Source organism: Microbacterium sp. NPDC055357, from assembly GCF_053644835.1.
In genome coordinates this window covers 174,537-194,520 of record NZ_JBSHLZ010000005.1, presented here as the reverse complement: position 1 = coordinate 194,520, position 19,984 = coordinate 174,537, and the positions used below count along the sequence as shown (strand labels likewise).

Sequence of the window (19,984 nt, the reverse complement as noted above, 5' to 3'; positions counted from 1 at the left end):
GTTCCTTTTCCGCTAGGTACAATTGCAATGTTAGTACGCCGGAGGGTGGGAAGTCCAGCGTCATTCCCGTGAGGGGAGAACGAGCCGGCGCCGAGGCTCCTCGTTGCCCGCGCGATCGGTCGCGGTGTAGACGATCACCTGCTCCTCGTCGCCGAGCGCGCGGACGAACGCTTCCTGGAATGTCGCGATGAAGGTGCCCTCGCCTTGCCACTGGATGCGCTCCACCCCCGACATGTCATCTCGGGCGGTGAAGGTGATCTCGACGGCGGCGCCGAGTCGCGCGACCGTCGCGGTGGTGACCGGCGCGACCGTGTCGATGTGGAGCGTGCGGACGGCGACACCCGTGCGCCCCGAGGCGACGGCGCGGGCCTCGACCCGGATCGTGCCCTCCCGATCCAGCACGACGGGTCGGTCGTACCGCGACCAGGGCCCGTCATCGATGCGCACCTCGACGACCGGATCGGCATCGTCCTCGCCCCAGGTCTGGACTTTGACCTCGACGCTGGGCCGCTGCAGATGCCACCCGGATGGCGCGGCATCCGGGTGCACGATCAGCTCGACCGCGGGCGCCGACGGTGCGGCGTCGTCCAGTCGCCCGAGGGCGAGCTGCACCTCGCGGCGGGCGGCCTCGACGTCGGCGATGCTCTCGCCGGGTTCGGGTCCCGGGCCGAACGGATCGGCCTCGAGGGCCGCGCGCAGCACCGTCTTGGCTTCGGATCCGCCGAGAACTCCGTCGGCGCAGCCCCGCTCGACGGCGGCCATGACGCGTGCGAGGAAGGCCGGTCGAGTCGTCGGCACCGGCTCGGCCCAGACGTCGTCGAGCACGCTGCCGCCGTCGGCGCGACGTCGGGCTGCGACGCCCGTGTCGGCACCCGCGAAGGCGATCGTCTCGTCGTCGGCGCGGACGTACATGTGGTATCGCTCGTCGGCTCCGGTCCACACGGGCGTGAAGGGCAGACCTCCGATGCGCACCGCGCCATCGCGCTCGAGCGCGGCCGCGGGCGACGGGTCGTCGGCCAGGATCGTGCCTCGCAGCGTTCGCCGGCTGTGCAGAGCGACGTCGAGCAGCGTCGTGGCATCGGATCGCGCGACGAGCACCGACGGCCCGAAGCTCACGTTCTGCAGCCGGGGATCGTCGATCGTCCCCGCCGCGCGCAGTCCCATCGGCAGGTCGAGCTCGAGTTCGTCGCCGGGTGCCCACGTTCGCGTCACGGTCGCATACTCGCCGGCGCCCGCAGCGAGCGCGATCTCCTCACCGGCGATACGCGCCGTCGGCTCGCCGATGACCCACGAGGGGATGCGCGCGTGCACCGTGACCGGCACGCCCGCGGCATCCGTCGGCTCCATCCGCAGGCGAACGCGACCGGCAAAGGGCAGGTCGGTCTCCATGCGCACGGTCACTCCGTGCTCGCGCCACCGGAGCTCGGCGGGCGTGTAGAGGTTGACCCACAGCTCCGGCCGGGAGCCCGTGCCGCGGAAGAAGACGGCGCTCTGGTGGGTCACATGGTTCTCCAGGCCCGTCCCGCCGCAGCACGTGCCGATGTTGTCGTACTCGGGCAGGGCTCCCGGATGCACGGGGAACATGTAGGTGACTTCCGGACTCGTGTCCGACCGGGCGTCGCGGCGCGAACCCAGGATGTGGTTGAGGAGGCCGCGCTCGTAGTACTCCATGTAGGCGGGATCCAGCGTGTGGGCGAACAGCAGCCGCGCGAGCTTGAGCAGGTTGTAGGTCGCACACGTCTCGGCGTTGCGATGGCCGATGTCACCGGCGACCACGTCGGCCGGCCCCCACAGCTCGCTCTCGCCCGTGCCGCCATGCGCGTAGATCCGACCGGGCACGACGCGGTTCCACATGCCGATCGCGGCGTCGAGGTATCGCCGGTCGCGGGTCAGTTCGTACTCGTGCACGTACCCGATGAGCTGCGGCAGGTGCTGGTTGGCGTGCATCCCGTCGAGGATGTCCTCGCCCGCGGCGCCGGCATCGAGCACATCGCTCTGGTCGAACAGTCGCGCCGTCTCGAGGAAGAGCGGTTCGTCGGCGACCGCGCTCAAGCGCGCCATCGTCTCGTTCATCCCCCCGAACTCGCCCGCGATGTACAGCGACCACATGCGCTGGCGGCGCGTGTCGTCGAGCAGCGAGAGCCGGCCGTGCACCCAGTGACCCATCGCCGTGACGACCTCGAGCGCCTGCCCGCTGCCGGTCAGTTCGTGGGCGTCGAGCAGCCCCGCCATGATCTTGTGGCACGTGTAGTACGGCGCCCAGATCTCGCCATACGGGGCGAAGTGCTCGAGCCGCGAGAACTGCCATTCGCCGTATGCCGCGAGAAAGCCGGGATGCGAGAACCGGCCGGTCGCGGCGAGCGCCTGCTGCACCTCGGCCAGCCCCGCCACCATCTCGTCGACCTTCGCTCGCAGCGCCTGGTCCCCCTCACCGGCCGCGGCGAACGACAGCATCGACAGGAAGTGCCCGGCGTAGTGTCCGCGCAGCAGGTTCGCCGTCGGAGCGCCCTCGCGGCCGGGATAGTCGTGCTCGCTCCACGGCTGCTCGTCGGGGTGGCCGAAGTCCTCCCAGGCCCCGGGTGCGGAGGCACCACGGGTGTCCAGCCCGGCATTGGCCCGGAACACCGCGAGGAGACGGTCGATCGGATACGTGCGAGCGAGATGCAGCATCTCGTCCCTCGCGCGGACGAACACGCTGCCCTCGAGCAGCGTCACGTCGGCGAGTGGGAATTCCCGGATGCTGCGGCTCGGCGACGTCGTCACGACGACGCACCGAGCTGCGCGCGCGTCCACCGTTCGACGCCCTCGGCGTCGATCGGAAGTCCTGCGGAGAGCACCTCGGAACCGGTCGGCGTGACGAGCACATCGTCTTCCAGGCGCACGCCGATCCCCCGCAATTCGGGCGGCAGCGTGAGATCGTGCGCGTGGAAATACAGACCCGGTTCCACGGTCATGACGACGCCCGGCTCCAGATCCGCACCCATGTAGTCCTCGTAGTGCGCCTGGCTGCAGTCGTGCACGTCGAGGCCGAGGTGGTGGCCGATTCCGCATGCGAGGTAGCGGCGGTGCTGCTGGCCATCGGGCGAGAGCGCTTCGTCCACCGACACGGGCAGCAGATCCCAGTCGTGGAGGCCCTGCGCGATGACCTCCATCGCGGCGAAGTGGAAGTCGAGATAGGGCGTGCCCGGGCGGATGAGGTCGAGCCCCGCCCGGTGCGCCTTCTCGACGAGGTCGTGCACGGCGCGCTGCGGCGCGCTGAAGCTGCCGCCGGCCGGCACGGTGCGGGTCACGTCGGCGGTGTAGAGCGAACGCGCTTCGACGCCCATATCCAGCAGCAGTGCGGCGTCGGGCAGGATCGGCCCGTCGCAGCGCACCCAGTGCAGGATCGGCGCGTGCGGTCCGGACCCGACGATGGTCGAATACCCCGGACCGTTGCCGAAGGTGCGCGCATGCCGATCGAACGTGCCCTGCAGCCAGCGCTCGCCGAGCCCGTCGCGGATCGCGCGGGGGACCTCCGCGACGGTCGCGGCGAAGCCGGTGACCGTCGCGTCCACAGCCAGACGCAGCTGTCCGATCTCCCAGTCGTCCTTCACCATGCGCAGCTGGGACAGCGTGCGCTCGAGCTCGCTGGAGACGGTCGCGCCGACGGATGTCGCGAGCGCGGCCGCCGACCGCGCCGCCTGCGCACCGCGCAGTCCGGCGTGGCGGGGTTCGAGCGCTTCGAGCGGCTCGACGGCGATCCCGAGGGCATCAGCCCACTCCGGCAGACCCGCACTCGGGCCGACCCAGAGCTCGCCGTGTGCGGCGTCCGCGAAGAAGCCGGTGTCTCCCGGCCGGTAGGGGCGAGGCAGGTAGAGCACGCTGTCATGCCCGCCGCGGGTCGCCCACATGACCAGGACGGCACCTTCGACCTGGCAGCCGGTGAGCCACACGAAGCTGCTGTCGGCGCGGAAGCCGTACGCGGCGTCGTCGTTGCGGATGGGCGCGCTGCCGGCCGCGGCGACCAGCGTCTGACCGGGAAGGGCAGCACTCAGCCGCGCACGGTGCACCGCTGCCGCCGCAGCCGTGCCGTCGGGCAGATCAGGGTGGACGGCGACGTCGTCCCATCCCTGCTCGACGAAGCGCGTGAAGGCAGGCACCTGCGCGAGGCGCGGATACCGGGTTCCGGCGTAGGGCGGACGCGTCGTCGCTTCGGGGGCGGTCATGACTGCTCTCCTCCTCGGGCTCGGACCATCTCGCGCAGCGTCGTGAACGTGCGGCCGGATCCGATCCCATCGTGTTCGAATTCGTTGGTCACCCAGTACTGGGATGCACCGATCCGCGACAGCGTGTCCAGCTGCAGGTGCGCGTCGACGAACATGTCGTCGAAGTAGACCGCCGCGGCGAGGGGGACCTCGTTCGCCGCGAGGCGGTCGGCGTCGTAGAGCGGGCTCCACCGCGTGCGCTCGGCGAGCACGTGCACGGCGTCGCGGAAGCCGCGGAGCAGCCGAACCTCGTCGAACATCCAGGGGAAGGCCATCTCGCCCGTGAACAGCAGCGGGCGGCGTTCCGGTCCGAACTCCGGACGACTCTCGCGTGCGCGCTGCGCCGACCATGCGGATGCACCGCTGGACGGATCGCCGTAGATCGACTCCTGCAGCGTCCAGAACAGAGCGCTGTTCGCGCTGGAGGTGAGCGTCATGACGTCCTGCAGGAAGCCCGACGAGAGGCGACCCGGACGAGCGAACGCCTTCTCGATGAGCCAGTGGAGGCGTTCGTGCCCCGGCTTCATGCCGAGGTCGGTGCCGAGCGACTGGAAGCGATGCACTGTGAGCGCGTCCCCGTCGGGCAGCGTGACATCGCCGTCGGTCAATCGGTCGGCGATCTGCGCGACCACTGCGGCATCGCCGGGGAAGCGGCGGTACAGCTCGCGCGTCTTGTCGGCGACCCGATCGAACGTGCGCGCATACACCTCGTCGGCGCGCGGCGGGGTGCCCGGGATGCCGCCGCATACGTAGCTGGCGGTGAGACCCTGCGGCGCCGTCGAGAGGTAGGTGAGGGTCAGGAAGCCGCCGAAGCTCTGTCCGAGCGTGGCCCACCGTCGCCCGCCGTACCGCGTCGCACGCACGTGCTCGAGATCGCGCACGATCGAATCGGCGCGGAAGAGCGCGAGCAGATCGGCGCCCGCTTCCGCGCTCATCCCCTCGACATCGACCGCCTCGAGCGGATGGCTGCGGCCGGTGCCGCGCTGATCGACGAGCACGACCCGATAGGTCCGCAGCGCCTCGTCGATCCACCCGTCGCGGCGAAGCGGCCGGGGGTTGGCGCCACCCGGCCCGCCCTGCAGATACGTCAGCAGCGGCAGGTCGTCGTTCACCCGATCCGGGTCGACGAGCTCGCGCACGAAGACCGTGATCTGCTCACCCTCGGGGGTGCTCCAATCCAGCGGTACCGCGACCTCTGTTTCAGTGACGTGGATGCCGGGCAGATGATAGGACGTGGTCACGCGCTCGATGCTCCTTCGGTTCGGGGCGACACCGCTCGGCGAGCCGCTTCGGCCGCACGGCGTCTGCGATCCCATTCCGGATTGATCCGGGGAACCGCAGCCAGCAGCGTGCGGGTGTACTCGTCTCGCGGGTTCGTGAACAACTCGTCGCGCTCGCCCTGCTCGACGATGCGCCCGCGACTCATGACGGCGACGCGCGTCGCGATCTGGCGCACGACGGCGAGGTCGTGCGCGATGAAGAGGTAGCCGAACCCCTCGTCGCGCTGCAGCGTCCGCAGCAGGTTGATGACCTGCGCCTGCACTGAGACGTCGAGCGCCGACACCGCTTCGTCGCAGATGACGAGTTTCGGTCCGACGGCGAGAGCCCGGGCGATGCCGATGCGCTGGGCCTGCCCGCCCGAGAACTGCGCCGGATATCGGCCGGAGTGGTCGGGATTGAGTCCCACGCGCTCCATGAGCGCCCGGGTGAAGGCGCGGGCACCGCCCGGAACCCGGCGCTTCTGGTATCGCAAGGGCGCCGTCACGAGAGTCTCGACGGTGTGCCGCGGGTTCAGCGACGAGTACGGATCCTGGAAGATCACCTGCACATCGCTGCGGAATTCGTGCAGCGCGCGGCCCGTGAGCCGCGTGACATCGCGCCCCTCGAACTCGATCGTGCCCGACGTCGGCTCCATGAGGCGCGCCACGATCCGCGCCGTCGTCGACTTGCCCGAGCCCGATTCGCCGACGAGCGCGAGGGTCTCGCCGCGGTGCACCTCGAGCGACACCTCGTCGACGGCGCGGAACGGTCGAGAGCGGGAGAACAGGCCCGAGTGACCGGGGAATTCCTTGACCAGCGCCGTTGCCCGGCACAGGGGCGTCGTGCTTGTCATCGCTGTCCCTCCTCAGGGGTCGCGACCGGCGTCGCCGATGTGGTGCGCAACTCGCCGATCTCGTCGTCGATGCGCGGCACGGCATCCAGCAGTCGCCGCGTGTACTCGTGCTGAGGATCGCTGAACACCGTCTCCACCGCGCCCCGCTCGATGAGCTCGCCGTTGCGCATGACCACGATGCTGTCGGTCACTTCGCTCACCACGGCGAGGTCGTGCGTGATGAGGATGAGTCCGGCGCCCGTGTCGCGACGGATCTCGGCGAGCAGGTCCAGGATCTGCGCCTGCACCGTGACGTCGAGCGCCGTGGTCGGCTCGTCGGCGATGATCAGCTCGGGCTCCATGCTGAGCGCCATGGCGATCATGATGCGCTGGCGCATGCCGCCGGAGAACTGATGCGGGTAGTGATCGACGCGCCGCGCAGCGTCGTGGATGTGCACGCGCTCCATGGCTTCGATCGCGACCTTCTTCGCCGCCCGGGCCGACACCCCGGAGCGGTGCGAGCGGTACGCCTCGGCGATCTGCGTGCCGACGGTGTAGTACGGGTTCAGCGATGACAACGGGTCCTGGAAGATCATCGCGATCCGATCGCCCCGCACGCGACGCATCGCGCGTTCCGGGAGCGTCAGCAGCTCCTGCCCGTCGAAGCGGATCGAGCCGCTCGCCGAGCCGCCCTTGGGAAGCAGTCCCATGATCGCCAGGCTCGTCATCGACTTGCCCGAACCGGACTCACCCACGATCCCGAGGGCTCCCCCGCGGGGAACGGTGAAGTCCAGCGAGTCGACGACGCGCGCAGTGCCCCCGGCCGTGCGGAACTCCACGGTGAGACCTTCGACGCGCAGCAGCTCGCCGGCATCCGTCTGGTGCATCGTTCCCCCGGTCATGCGCGTGCCGCCGTTCGGACACGCGGATCGATCGCCGTGTAGAGCAGGTCGACGACGAAGTTGCCGATGATCACGAAGAACGCCGACAGCAGCGTGACCGCCATGATCACCGGCTGGTCGTTCGCCGCGATCGAATCGGCCGTGAGCTTTCCGACCCCGTTGAGACCGAACACCTTCTCGGTGATCACCGCGCCTCCGAGCAGGCCCGCGACATCCATGCCGAAGATCGTGACGATCGGGGTCAGCGCGGGACGCAGCGCATGGCGTCGCCACACGAGTGCGGGGCTGAGGCCCTTCGCGCGCGCTGTGCGCACGAAGTTCTCCTGCAGCGTATCGATGACGTTCGCACGTGTGAGGCGCGTGTAGACGGCGGCGTAGCCGACCGCGAGCACGATCCACGGCATGAGGAAGTTGAGGAACCACTGCACCGGATCTGCGGCGAAGGGCACCGCCTGCGGGAAGGGCAGCCATCCGAGCGCGACGACGAGCACGAACTGCAGGAGCAGCGCGAGCACGTAGTTCGGAACCGACATGCCGCCCAGAGTCAGCGCGGCGAAGAACCGGTCGGTGAACCTGCCCTCCTTGGCCGCGCTGAGCACGCCCCCGATCACGCCGCCGACCAGCCACAGGACGGCCGCACCGATCGCGATCGTCGCCGAGATCGGCAGCCGCTGCACGATCATGTCGTTGACGAGTTGGCCGGTCTGGAACGAGTAGCCCAGGCACGGCGCGGGGCACGAGATGACCGCTCCGGCCACTTCGAACTCGCGTCCCGCGAACAGACCGCCGACATAGCCGAGGAACTGGGTCCAGAAGGGCTGGTCGATTCCGAGGTTCGCCCGGATCTGGTCGATGCGCTCGGGGGTGCAGTTCTTCCCGCAGATCTGCACCGCGGGGTCGGGCGAGAGCACGAAGAAGATGACATAGGTGAACAGCGTCACCAGGAACAGCACGAGCACCATGCCGGCTGCACGGGAGAGGATCATCCGGGTCATGCGCGCACCTCGGTGTTGCCGACGAGCGCACGGATGCGATCACCGAGCGTCGTGAAGGACAGCACGAGCAGGAACAGGAACGTGCCCGGGATGATGAAGTACATCGGGTCGACGGCGTACCACGGTGCCGCCGCGGCGATCATCTGGCCCCAGCTCGGCGTGGGCGGCACGACTCCGACACCGAGGAACGACAGTCCCGCTTCGGTTCCGATGTAGCCCGGAACGGCGAGCGTCGACATGACGACGATCGTCGACATGAGGTTGGGCAGGATCTCGCGGAAGATGATCGCGACGCCGCCGGCACCGGACGCGCGGGCCGATTCGACGAACTCGCGCTCTTTCAACGACAGCGTCTGGGATCGCACGATGCGTGCGAGGTAAGGCCAGCCGAAGAGCGAGATGACCACGACGAGGAGCACCACGCGGTTGTCCGCGGGGAGCGCGGAGAGGATCGCGATCATGAAGATGAGCGCGGGGAACGCCATGAGGAACTCCATGACGCGGGAGATGACGTTGTCGACCCAGCCGCCGAAGTAACCGGCGAGCAGTCCGAAGACGGTGCCGAGGATGGTCGTCAGCAGGGTCGCCGAGAGCGCGACCGTCATCGAGACGCGTGCGCCGTAGACGATGCGGGCGAAGATGTCCCGGCCGCTGCCGGGCTCGACGCCGAACCAGTGCTCGGCACTGATGCCGCCGAGCGGACCGATCGGGATCGCGCCCATGTTCGGATCGATGGCTGTCTGGTCGAACTCGTACGGCCCCCAGCCGCTGATCGCGACGATCAGCGGCGCGAAGATCGCCATGAGCAGGATCAGCGCGATGTAGCCGAGCGAGAGGAGCGCGCGGATATCGGTGAGAAACCCTCGGAGGAGCCGCCGGCCAGAGGCCGGGGGCGACTCCAGTGACTCTTCGAGCACTGGGTCGCCGCCCGGCGTGGCTTCGACCTCGAGATTGGTCGGACTGAAGGTCATCCTCAGCCCTTCGAGGGATCCTTCAGACCGATGATCGTCAGGTCGGTCATGCTCGTGCTGGGGTAGTACCCGGCGATGTTCGAGCCGGGCAGGAAGATCGCGTTCTCGAACACGAGCGGTGCGATCGGCGCGAGCTGCATGATCTGCTCGTCGAGCTCGCCCCAGGCCTGCTTCGCGGCGTCCACGTCGGTCATCGCCTGGATCTCGGCGATGCGGGCGTTGACATCCGCATCGTCGATCTGCGCGAGGTTCTGGTTGCCCTTCTCGGTGATCATGGCTCCGTCGAACAGCGGCGGGATGAAGGTGCTCGCGCTGGAGGCCCAGTCGGGGCACCAGCCGGTGATCGCGGCATCGTTCTGCTGCGAGGGCGTCGCGATGGTCTCGTAGTAGATCGCCGCGTCGATGACGTTGAGCTTGACCGTGATGCCGGCCTTGGCCAGCGCCTCTTGCACGGCCTCAGCCTGCGCCTGAGCGAGCGGGGTGGTGCGGATGTCGAGCGTGAACTCGAACCCGTCGGCGAGGCCGGCCTCTTCCAGGAGCGCCGTGGCTTCATCGATGTTGCCCGCGCCGTCGACGCTCGGGTACAGGTCGAACTCCTTGTGTCCGCTGACCGACGGCGGAATGATCGTCGTGGCCGGGTCTGCGAGCTGGTTGCCGCCCGAAGCGTTCTGCAGCGCCGAGCGGTCGAGCGCGAAGTTGACCGCCTGGCGGACGCGGACGTCGGTGAACGGCTCCTTCGTGGTGTTCAGCGACATGTACGTCGTGCAATAGGCCGGTGCCGGAACGGCACGCTCCTGCAGCTCGGGCGTCTGGATGCGCGGAAGCACGGCGGCGCTGAGCTTGCTCGAGATCGCGTTGACGTCCGCACCCTGGCCGGCGATCATGCGCTCGTCGATCGTGCCGGGGTCGATGCCGATGTCGAACTGCCACGCGTCGGGGTACGCCTTGCGCACGTCGTCGGTGTCGGCGTTCCAGTGCTCGTTGCGCACGAGCTTGATGGTGCTGCCGGGCGTGTAGCTTTCCAGCGTGTACGGACCCGATGCGATGACGTCGTTGATGAACTCGTCGCCGCCGCCCGTGCCGACCGGGAACGGTGCGGCGTTGGCCTGTGCGAGCACGTTGTCGAACTCGGGGAACGGCTCCTTGAGGTGGAAGACGATCGTCTTGTCGTCGGGAGTCTCGATCGTCGGCAGGTCACCCGACACGTACGGGCCCTGGTAGTCCTCGGGAGCGTCGATGACGTTCTTGAGGTACGGCGAGCCGATGCCGATCTGAGGGTCCCACGCGCGGGAGACGCCGAACTTGACCTCGGCCGAGGTGATGGGGTCGCCGTTGTCGAAGGCCAGGTCGTCCTTCAGCGTGTAGGTCCACGTCAGGCCGTCCCCGGATGCTTCGCCGAGCGACTTGGCGAGGTCGGCGACGATCGCGTTGGGGTCCTCCGCGTCTCCGGCGGCCTGCATCGTCAGACCGCGGTAGAGCAGGCGATAGAAAGCGTTCACGCCGCCGTCCCAGCCGCGAGCGGGGTCGAGGTAGGAGAAGTCGGTGTTCTGCAGCATGTGGACGGTGCCGCCCGGCTGGGCCTCACCTGTGGCGCCGGATGACTGCTCGGGGGCCGAGCCTCCGCCGGCGCAGCTCGTCAGCAGCAACGCCGCCGTCACGCCTGCGGCGAGCAGCCCGGCGGCCTTCTTCCTGGTGTCCATGGGTGGACCATCCCTTTCTCTTGCTTCCTTGCGTCGAGTGACTCGGACCATGAAACAACATGACGGTGCAATGTACAACTGCACTGTCAGATTGTTATCTTTACGGCGTGCCCGATTCGGAACCCTCCCCCACCATCGCGAGCTACCTGGCCGCGTTCGAGCCATGCCCCGGGCACCTCGACTTCGCCCGTTCGGGCCCGCCCGCGCGCTCCACGGCGCAGGCCGCTGCCGCGTACTGGTCGCGCATGACCGTCGGAGATGTCGACGAAGCGTCCGAAGACGCCGCAGCACGCGTCGCAGTGTCCCGGCTCACGGGCTTCGCGGCCGACGACATCGCGCTCATCCCGAACACGTCGCTCGGCCTGTTCCACACGGCTTTCGCGCTGCGCGGGGCCGAGGTGCTCGTCTCGCGAGGCGAGTTCCCCGCGAATCTCTACCCCTGGTGGCGCGCCGAGGAACTCGGCATCCTGCGCGTGCGCGACATGCCGGGCGCCCGCCTCACGGCACCCGTGACACCCGAACGCGTCGCTGCGGCGCTGCGCCCGAGCACGACAGCCGTCGCCGTCAGTGCCGTCGATTTCCGCACGGGTTGGCGCGCCGACCTCGCGGGTCTGCGCGAAACGATCGGCGACCGGCTGCTCATCGTCGACGCGATCCAGGCTGCGGGCGTCGTCGATCTGCCGTGGCATCTCGCCGACGTCGTCGTCGCGGGCGGGCAGAAGTGGCTGCGCGCGGGGTGGGGCACGGGATTCGTCGCCGTATCCGAGCGCGCCCGCACACGTCTTGCTCCGCGCCTGAGCGGCTGGACGGCCGTCGAGCGGCCGACGAGCTACGACGGCCGGCGGCACCCGCTCGCCGCGGGCGCGCAGCACATGCGCGTGACCAACGGCTCGCCGGCATCCGCTCACGTGCTCTCGGCGGCTCTGGGGCTCGTCACCGACGTCGGCGTGCCCGAGATCGAGCGCCTGGTGTCCACGCGCGTCACGGCGCTCGACGACCGCTTGCGCGCGGGAGGCGCCGATGTCGTCTCGCCCGCCGCGGCGTCGGATCGCGCCGGCATCGTCGTGGCGCGATGGGGCGACGGCTCTGCCGGAGAACGTCGGCGGAGACTCGCGGATGCCGGCATCACCACGACGCTGCACGGGCCCGACCGCATCCGGCTCTCGGTGCACGCGACGACGACACTCGACGACATCGAGACCGCGGCATCCGTTCTGCTGTCCTGACGCGTGAGGGAGCGCGGCCGGAACCGCGCTCATCCGCTCAGCTCAGAGTCGAACCCCTCGCCACGACCCGGCACGGCATCAGCTGCGGCCCGGCGGGAAGATCGACGCCGGCGATCGCGGCGGTGAGCAGCTGCGCGGCGCGTTGACCCATCGCCTCGAGGTTCATGTCGATGCTCGAGATCGGCGGACTGGTGTCGGCGACGATGAGCTCCCAGTTGTCGTAGCCGATGAGTGCGACATCCTCGGGCACGCGGCGGCCCGCCACGAGCAGCGCATCCAGCGCACCGCGGGCGATCTGGTCCGAGTCGCACAGGATCGCATCGAAGTCGATGCCGTCGCGCAGGGCGAACTGCGTCGCGGAGCGCCCCCACCGCTCCGTCCACTCGCCGTACTCGGTGCGCAGGGACAGTCGCGCACCGGACGAACCGGTCGCGAGCACTTCGTCGATTCCCTGCGCCCGGTCCGTCGCGGCCGCATCGGCGGGCGGGCCGGTGATGTGGAGCAGGCGCCGGCGCCCCGTCATGAGCAGGTGGCGTGCCGCGAGTCGGCCGCCGTCGACGTTGTCGGGCGTCAGCGAGCAGTCGGCCGGATCATCGGACGGCGTGTAGACGTACACGACGGGCATCGGCAGGTCCCCGAGAGATCGACGCGCATCGGTGCGGCTGCCCACGACCAGCAGCGCGTCGACGCGCGGGATGAGCGCACGGATATGGCGCTTCTCACGCACACGGTCCCCTCGCGCATCGCTCAGCAGAATCGCCGTCTCCTCCGCGCCGAACGCGTCTTCGGCGCCCATGAGGATCGGAAGACTGAAGCGGCCTTCGAGGTCGGATGTCAGCAGGCCCACCGCACCCATACGCCCCGTCGAGAGGCTTCGGGCGATCGAGTTTCCTTCGAACGAGAGCTGAGCGGCGGCCTCGTGGACACGCGCGCGCGTGCCCGCCGCGACCTCGTCGCGACCGTTGAGCGCCTTCGACGCCGTCGCCATCGACACACCCGCGAGCGCGGCGACGTCGGCCAGCCGCGGCTTGCGCGGGATCACCACGCGAAGCCTGAGCGTGGCAGCGGCGAAAACCCCGATCTCATGATTTCCACAGTATCGCCCTGGAAGACAAGGGCATAGATCACTCTGCGCGAAACTCTTGAAACCGCTTTCGGTCTGCTGTAGCGTCCCATTGCAGCACATCGCACGTCGTCGTGCACAGAGATCGAAAGGGCACGGATGCCGCACTCTCCTCTCGCCCGCGGGCCCATCGGAAACGGCACGCACGGGCTTCGCACGGCGCTTCCCGCCGACAGCACGGCCTCGGGCCGGCTGGCCGATTGGCACGCACGCAACCGCAGGATCTCGCTGCCCCACGGCATCCGAGAGCTGGAATCGCAGGGAAACCTCGACAACCTCCGCCGGCTGACCGGAGAGTCCGATGCGCCGTTCCGCGGGCAGCTGTTCGCAGACTCCGACGTCTACAAGATGCTCGAGGCGGTCGCGTGGGAACTCGGGCGCGCCGATGACGCGCAGCTGCGGACGTTCTTCGACGACACCGTCTCGCTCCTCGAGCGCGCGCAACGCGCCGACGGCTACCTCGATTCGGCCTATCAGGACCATCCGGACCGGGAGCCGTGGAGCAACTTCGTGCACGGGCATGAGCTGTACTGCCTCGGTCACCTCATCCAGGCCGCCGTCGCAGCGCAGCGCGCTCTGGGCGATGACCGCCTGATGCGCGTGTCGCAGCGGTTCGTCGCGCTCGTCGACGACCTGTTCGGCGCCGACGACCGTGTCGAGTACTGCGGGCATCCGCTCATCGAGACGGCGCTCATCGAGATGTATCGCACGACGGGGGATGCTGCCGCGCTCCGCCTCGCCGAGAGCTTCATCCGCCGCCGCGGCTCGGGCTTCATCGGCGAAGGCGTGTACGGGGCCCCCTACTATCAGGACGACCTGCCCGTCCTGTCGACGACGACGATGCGCGGCCACGCCGTGCGCGCGCTCTATCTCAACCAGGGGGTCACCGACCTGTACCTGGAAGGCGGAGACCGCGATGCGCTCGCGGCGATGCGCGTGCAGTGGGACGACATGGTCTCGCGCCGCATCTACATCACCGGCGGCACGGGATCGCGCCATCAGGACGAGGCGTTCGGCGCGGGCTTCGAGCTGCCCGCGGATCGCGCCTACAGCGAGACGTGCGCGGGCATCGCCCTCTTCGGCTGGGCATGGCGCATGTACCTCGCGACAGGCGAGGCGCGGTACCTCGACACCGGAGAGATCGCGCTGCACAACGTCGTCCTGGCCGGCATCTCGGACAGCGGCGACACGTTCACCTACAGCAACCCCCTGCAGCGGCGGCGTGAGCACGTCGCGAGTCGCCAGGAGGAATCGTCCGAGCGGCTGTCGTGGTTCTCGTGCGCGTGCTGCCCGCCGAACCTGATGCGCACCTTCGGATCGCTCGAGCACTACGTCGGCGCCGCCGGCGCAGGCGCCATCGACATCGCCCACTATCTGCCCGCATCGGTGAGCTACGGCGAGGCGACCCTGACGGTGCGCACCGACTACCCCGCGACGGGCGCCGTCTCGGTGACCGTCGCCGGGGATGCCCCCGGCACGACTCTGCGCCTGCGCGTTCCCGCATGGGCGCATCCGTCAGGGGTGTCCGTGCGGGTCGATGGCACACCGCGCGCGGCGTCCGTCGGTGAGGGCTGGATCGCGCTCGAGGACGCGCTGCGCGACGGCGCCGTGATCGATCTCGAGCTGCCGATGACGTTCGACGTGCGGCATCCGCACCGCCGTGCCGACGCCCTGCGGGGCAGTGTCGCCATCTCGCGAGGACCGGTCGTCTACTGCGCCGAGCAGGGCGACAACGACATCGACGTCGACGCAGCGCAGCTGTCGCCCGACTCGATCGTCACCGCGCTCGAGACATCGACCGAGATCGGCCCTCTGGCGCGCGTTGCCGTCGGCGTCGTGCCGATCCCCGACGACGCGCCGCTGTACAGCACTCACGCTCCCGCTGCACCGGCGCAGCGTGCCGATCTCGTCCTGCGGCCCTACGCGACGTGGGGCAACAACGGCGTCGACGCGATGCGGGTCTGGCTTCCGGCCGACTCCTGATTTCCACCCCAGAAAGGAACCCATCACATGCACAAGCACATCGCACGACGCGCCGCTGTCGTCGGCGTCGTGGCCGTGGCGGCGGCGACGCTCGCCGGCTGTGGCAGCGACGGCGGGGACGGCGACTCCTCGACCCTCACGGTCTGGACGCGCACCGACGGCGAGTCCTACATGCGCGACCTCGCGAAACAGTACGAAGACGCCAATCCCGGTACGACCGTCGAGGTCACCGCGATCCCCAACAGCGAGGTCCAGCAGAAGCTCGGCTCGGCGATCAGCGCGGGCGACAGCCCCGACGTCGTCGCGATCGACGTCGTCAAGGCGCCCTTCTTCATCGCAGCGGACGCCTTCCAGGACGTCACCGATCAGATCGGCGCACTCCCCTACGCCGGCGACCTGCTCGAAGGTCAGCTGGACGCCGGCACGTACGAGGGTCGCAACTTCACGGTGCCGTTCACGGCCGATTCCTCCGTGCTGTTCTACAACAAGGACCTGTTCACGCAGGCCGGCCTCGATCCCGAGACTCCCCCGCAGACGTGGGATGAGTTCGCCGCCGCTGCCAACGCGATCGGCGCCCTGGGCCCCGACTACGAGGGCTACCACTTCTCAGCAGGCTGTGGCGGATGCGCCGCATTCGCGCTCAACCCGATGATCTGGGCCGCCGGCGGAGACCCGATCGACTCCGCGAGCGGATCCCTGAACCCCGAGGCCACCTTCGACGATCCCGTCGTGGTCGAGTTCGTCGAGCTGCTCAACGGCATGGTCGCCGGTGGCGGCATCACGACGGCGAGCCAGGTCGACGGAGGCGAGAACTACGGCGGTTCATTCGACAGCGGCATGCTCGGCATGGTCGCCAGCGGCTCGTTCTACCTGAGCCAGCTGCAGAGCACGCCTCCCGACTTCGAGGTCGGCGTCGCGACGCTGCCGGGCAAGACGGCGGGCGAAGGGGCATCGTTCGCGGGCGGGGACGTGCTCGCGATCCCGGCCGGATCCCCCGACCCGGATGCCGCGTGGTCGTTCATCGAGTGGGTCACGGGCGACGACGCGCAGACCCACCTCGCCGAGGACGGGTTCACTCCGGTGCGAACGGACCTCTACGACAGCGTGTACAGCGCGAAGGGCCCGGAGTGGGCCGCTCTCGCCGCCGCGACCCTCGAGGGACGCGTGCCCTACACGGTCGCCTTCAACGCCCTGTTCAGCGACCCGAACGGCCCCTGGGTGAGCCTCATGCAGGCCGGCGTGTTCGGCAGCGACGTGCCCGCCGCGGCCGAAGCGGCGCAGCGCACCGCACAGCAGATCGTCGACGAAGCCGGACAGTAACGGCACGGTGGGGACCGCCTCGCGCGGTCCCCACCGTCATCCCGAAGGATTCACCATGACGCGAGCGGTCACCCCGCCGAGCACTCGGCTCCGCACCCGGCTGGCGTGGACGGGCTTTCTCGCCACGGTGCCGGCGCTCACCCTGACCACGGTGCTGTTCATCGTTCCGGTCATTCTCATGCTGTGGATGAGCCTGCATCGCTGGCCACTCCTGGGCGAGCCGCGGTTCATCGGCATCGACAACTACGTGCGCGCGTTCACGACCGACACCACCTTCCTCGGCTCGCTCGGGTTCACGCTGCTGTACACCCTCATCATCACGCCCGTGCTGTTCGTGCTCGGGTTCGCCCTGGCCCTGTTCATCCGTCGATCGAGCCGTGGCAGTGCGTTCTTCCGCACCGTGTTCTTCACGCCGTACGTCATCGGCTTCGCCGCGGCGAGCTTCCTGTGGCTGTGGTTCATCGATCCGACGGCGGGACCCGTCGCAGCGATCACTGCGGCGCTGGGGATGCCGCTGGATCAGGTCGCGTGGACGACGCAGACCTGGCCGGGCCTGATCAATGTGTGCGTCATGGTGACGTGGAAGGTCGTCGGCTTCCAGATGATCCTCCTGCTCGGCGGCCTGAACGGCGTGCCCGAGGACGTGCTGGAGGCGGCTCAGCTCGACGGCGCCGGATGGTGGCGTCGCCTCTTCAGCGTCGTGCTGCCGCTCATGCGCCCGACCGTGATCCTGGTGCTGGTCTTCTCGGTCGCGGGATCGCTGCTCGCGTTCGAACAGTTCTTCCTCATCACGAAGGGTCGCCCCGACAACGAGACGGTCACCGCCGTCTACTGGATCTACAACATCTCGTTCACGAAGTTCGAGCTCGGCTACGGCGCTGCGCTGTCGGTCATCATGCTCGTGCTGCTGGTCGTCGTCTCGGCCCTGCAGATCCGGCTCCTGAGAGGAGGCGACCGTGGCCGTTCGTGACACCGAGCGCGACGAAACCGCAGCCGAGCTCGCCACGGCCACGCTCACCACCGACCGCGGCATCCGCCGAGGCGGCGACGTGCGCCGCTGGACCCGTACCCGTCGCTCGGGAGCGGGCGTGTGGTGGTGGGTCGGAGGCCTGCTCCTGGCCGCCCTCTTCCTGTTGCCGCTCGTGACGACCCTCACGGGCAGCCTCAAGTCGCCCGAAGAGCTCAGGCAGCGTCCGCCGACCCTTCTTCCGACGGAGATCTCGTTCGACGCGTGGGAGCGCATGTTCGATCCGGGCGAGGGCGTGCTGCGCGGCATCCTGAACAGTCTCGTCGTCGCGGGCGGCACCGTCGCGCTCGCGGTTGCGCTCTCGGTCCTCGCCGGGTACGGCCTGGCACGCTATCGGTTCCGCGGATCCGGAGTCGTGTTCGCCGTGATCCTCGCCGGCATGATGATCCCGTTCACGGTGCTGCTGACCCCCATCAGCGTCGTGCTGCGCGAACTCGGATTGTTCAACTCGCTGCTGGGTGTCGTGCTGGTCTACACGACCTACCAACTGCCGTTCTGCGTCTTCATCATGCGGAACTCGTTCGCCGCGATCCCCGACGAGATCGAAGAGGCATCGCTGATCGATGGCTGCACGCGATGGACGAGTCTGCTGCGGGTGTTCCTTCCGCTGGTCGTCCCCGGAATCGTGACCTCGGCGATCTTCGCGTTCCTCAACGCGTGGAACGAGTTCCTCGCGGCGCTCGTGCTGCTGACCGACCAGAACAAGTTCACGCTGCCCGTCGTGCTGCAGAGCAATCAGATCGGCCGGTTCGGCACGGTCGACTGGGGACTGCTCGACGCGGGTGTCGTCGTGTCGATGGTGCCCTGCCTCATCATCTTCTTCCTGCTGCAGCGTCACTACGTCAACGGCATCTTCGCAGGAGCTGCGAAGTGAGGCGTGGCACGCTGGAGTGATGAGTTCGGATGCCGCTCCCCCGCGCCGTGCACCCCTGCGCGCGCGACTGCTCACGGCTTTGTCGGGCCACCCCGACGGCACCCCGCCATGGGTGCGTGCCCTCGCGGCAGGCGACGATGACGGCTACTTCGCCGACGGCGGTGCCGTGTGGACCGTGCACGCCGGACTCGGCACGTTCGTCGCGGGCATCCGCGCGCTGCTCATCCAGGCTCTGAACCCCGGCGCGATGGCCGGAGTGCACGACTACTCCCGCTATCGCGAAGACCCGATCGGACGCCTCGCCGGCACCGTGCGGTGGATCATCTGCGTGACCTACGGCTCGACCGAGCAGGCGCAACGCGAGACCGCCCGCGTCGGGCGCATGCACGAGCGCGTGAGCGGCACGTTCGAGTCGGCGAGCGGCCCCCGCGCGTACTCGGCGTCGGACGCGGATCTCGTCGAGTGGGTGCACCTCGCCTTCACCGAGGCGTTCCTCGGCGCGCACGAACTGTGGGGCGGTCCCATCCCGGGCGGCCCCGACGCGTACGTCCGCGAGTGGGCGACGGCCGGACGCCTCATGCACGTCGCCGACCCGCCCGAATCCGAGGCCGAGCTGCGCCGACGCCTCGACGGATACCTGGACCGCCACGAGCTGCGCCGCGACGAACGCGTCGACGACGTCGTGCGGTTCCTGCGCGGCATCCCGTTTCGAGGGTCGATGCGCATCGCGTATCGCGTGCTGTTCGCCGCCGCCGTGGCGAGCCTGCCCCACCGGTACCGGAAGCTGCTCGGCCTGCGCCGGTCACCGTTCCCCGTCATCACCCTCACGCGCGTCGTGCTGGCGATCTCCGCCCGTGCGCTGGGGTCGGGGCCGCGCGCGCAGGACTTCGCGCGCGAACGCCTGCGCCGCCTCGCCACGACGTCCGGGCCGGTGACGCCGGCCACGCCGCGAGGCCGCCCGTGAGCGAGGACCCGCGGCTCACAGCGGCGCGCTACCGACAGGAGCGCGACGCGGCGGAGCCGCCCGAGCCCGCGGCATCCGATGAGGTTCCGCGCTCGCCCACCGGCTCGAGCACGCTCGATCGCGCGGCGTACGTCGAGACGGCGATCCAGCAGGCCATCCGCCGCGGCGACTTCGACAACCTACCCGGAGCGGGAAAGCCCATCCGCGGACTCGGGGCGCACCACGACGCCGACTGGTGGATCCGCCGCAAGATCGAGCACGAGCAGCTCACGGGCCTCGGACCGCCCGCGCTCTCGCTGCGCGTCGAGCACGCCGAGTTCGCTCGGCGCATCGACGCCCTCGCGAACGAGCACGACGCGCGGGAGTACGTCGAGGACTTCAACCGTCGCGTCGTCGAAGCCCGGCGCCAGCTGCTCGGCGGGCCGCCGGTCGTGACGCCCACGCGCGACGTCGACGCCGAACTGCGCGCATGGCGCGAGCGGCGCACAACGGCCGAGCCGGAGCCCGATGCCGCGGCCCCGCCGCGGCGACGCCGTCGGCGCCGGTGACCTCCGCCGCGCCCG

16 protein-coding genes are annotated in these 19,984 nt (G+C 69.4%); 7 read left to right on the top strand and 9 right to left on the bottom strand.

The genetic code is table 11. The features are described 5' to 3' along the window. Positions 1 to 60 precede the first annotated feature (60 nt). The 8 genes from ACWICD_RS09185 to ACWICD_RS09150 are packed head-to-tail and all read right to left on the bottom strand — an operon-like array spanning position 61 to position 10,904. Positions 61 to 2,763 (bottom strand): beta-L-arabinofuranosidase domain-containing protein, encoded by a 2,703-nt coding sequence (locus ACWICD_RS09185; protein ID WP_454139984.1) that lies wholly within the window; start codon positions 2,761 to 2,763, stop codon positions 61 to 63. Further along, the gene (locus ACWICD_RS09180) at positions 2,760 to 4,205 is read right to left on the bottom strand and encodes an aminopeptidase P family protein (RefSeq protein WP_454139983.1); all 1,446 of its coding nucleotides are present in this window, start codon (positions 4,203 to 4,205) and stop codon (positions 2,760 to 2,762) included. The genes ACWICD_RS09185 and ACWICD_RS09180 overlap by 4 nt, the downstream gene beginning before the upstream one ends. Continuing rightward, positions 4,202 to 5,485, bottom strand: coding sequence for an alpha/beta fold hydrolase (locus ACWICD_RS09175; RefSeq protein WP_454139982.1), 1,284 nt, complete (start codon positions 5,483 to 5,485; stop codon positions 4,202 to 4,204). Before ACWICD_RS09175 ends, ACWICD_RS09180 begins: the two co-directional genes overlap by 4 nt. Then, complete coding sequence (locus ACWICD_RS09170) at positions 5,482 to 6,357, bottom strand: ATP-binding cassette domain-containing protein (RefSeq protein ID WP_454139981.1); 876 nt, start codon at positions 6,355 to 6,357, stop codon at positions 5,482 to 5,484. The genes ACWICD_RS09175 and ACWICD_RS09170 overlap by 4 nt, the downstream gene beginning before the upstream one ends. Next, a complete protein-coding gene (locus tag ACWICD_RS09165; protein WP_454139980.1) occupies positions 6,354 to 7,238 on the bottom strand; it encodes an ABC transporter ATP-binding protein in 885 nt (294 codons plus the stop codon). Before ACWICD_RS09165 ends, ACWICD_RS09170 begins: the two co-directional genes overlap by 4 nt. After that, a complete protein-coding gene (locus ACWICD_RS09160) occupies positions 7,235 to 8,233 on the bottom strand; it encodes an ABC transporter permease (protein WP_376128514.1) in 999 nt (332 codons plus the stop codon). The genes ACWICD_RS09165 and ACWICD_RS09160 overlap by 4 nt, the downstream gene beginning before the upstream one ends. After that, positions 8,230 to 9,204 carry an ABC transporter permease gene (locus ACWICD_RS09155; protein WP_376128515.1) on the bottom strand — a complete coding sequence of 325 codons (975 nt, stop codon included), beginning with the start codon at positions 9,202 to 9,204 and terminating at the stop codon, positions 8,230 to 8,232. The genes ACWICD_RS09160 and ACWICD_RS09155 overlap by 4 nt, the downstream gene beginning before the upstream one ends. Before the next feature lie 2 nt (positions 9,205 to 9,206). After that, positions 9,207 to 10,904 carry an ABC transporter substrate-binding protein gene (locus ACWICD_RS09150; RefSeq protein ID WP_454139979.1) on the bottom strand — a complete coding sequence of 566 codons (1,698 nt, stop codon included), beginning with the start codon at positions 10,902 to 10,904 and terminating at the stop codon, positions 9,207 to 9,209. Positions 10,905 to 11,011: 107 nt separating this feature from the next. On the opposite strand from ACWICD_RS09150, the gene ACWICD_RS09145 reads away from it, so the two are divergent. Further along, complete coding sequence (locus tag ACWICD_RS09145; RefSeq protein ID WP_454139978.1) at positions 11,012 to 12,130, top strand: aminotransferase class V-fold PLP-dependent enzyme; 1,119 nt, start codon at positions 11,012 to 11,014, stop codon at positions 12,128 to 12,130. Between the two features lie 37 nt (positions 12,131 to 12,167). Here ACWICD_RS09145 and ACWICD_RS09140 read toward each other — a convergent pair whose 3' ends face one another. Then, positions 12,168 to 13,172: a LacI family DNA-binding transcriptional regulator gene (locus ACWICD_RS09140; RefSeq protein WP_376128521.1), complete on the bottom strand. Its 1,005-nt coding sequence runs from the start codon at positions 13,170 to 13,172 to the stop codon at positions 12,168 to 12,170. 180 nt (positions 13,173 to 13,352) lie between these two features. Here ACWICD_RS09140 and ACWICD_RS09135 point away from each other — a divergent pair, with 180 nt between their 5' ends. From ACWICD_RS09135 to ACWICD_RS09110, 6 genes are read left to right on the top strand one after another with little or no spacing between them, the layout of a single operon-like run. After that, positions 13,353 to 15,236 carry a glycoside hydrolase family 127 protein gene (locus ACWICD_RS09135; protein WP_454139977.1) on the top strand — a complete coding sequence of 628 codons (1,884 nt, stop codon included), beginning with the start codon at positions 13,353 to 13,355 and terminating at the stop codon, positions 15,234 to 15,236. 27 nt (positions 15,237 to 15,263) lie between these two features. Beyond that, positions 15,264 to 16,556, top strand: coding sequence for an ABC transporter substrate-binding protein (locus tag ACWICD_RS09130; protein ID WP_454139976.1), 1,293 nt, complete (start codon positions 15,264 to 15,266; stop codon positions 16,554 to 16,556). A gap of 55 nt (positions 16,557 to 16,611) precedes the next feature. Further along, positions 16,612 to 17,526, top strand: a complete 915-nt coding sequence (locus tag ACWICD_RS09125; protein ID WP_454139975.1) for a carbohydrate ABC transporter permease — start codon at positions 16,612 to 16,614, stop codon at positions 17,524 to 17,526. Continuing rightward, positions 17,513 to 18,457 carry a carbohydrate ABC transporter permease gene (locus ACWICD_RS09120; RefSeq protein ID WP_376128529.1) on the top strand — a complete coding sequence of 315 codons (945 nt, stop codon included), beginning with the start codon at positions 17,513 to 17,515 and terminating at the stop codon, positions 18,455 to 18,457. Before ACWICD_RS09125 ends, ACWICD_RS09120 begins: the two co-directional genes overlap by 14 nt. 19 nt (positions 18,458 to 18,476) lie before the next feature. Beyond that, the gene (locus ACWICD_RS09115) at positions 18,477 to 19,421 is read left to right on the top strand and encodes an oxygenase MpaB family protein (protein WP_376128531.1); all 945 of its coding nucleotides are present in this window, start codon (positions 18,477 to 18,479) and stop codon (positions 19,419 to 19,421) included. Continuing rightward, positions 19,418 to 19,969, top strand: coding sequence for a DnaJ family domain-containing protein (locus ACWICD_RS09110; protein WP_454139974.1), 552 nt, complete (start codon positions 19,418 to 19,420; stop codon positions 19,967 to 19,969). The genes ACWICD_RS09115 and ACWICD_RS09110 overlap by 4 nt, the downstream gene beginning before the upstream one ends. Positions 19,970 to 19,984: the final 15 nt, after the last annotated feature.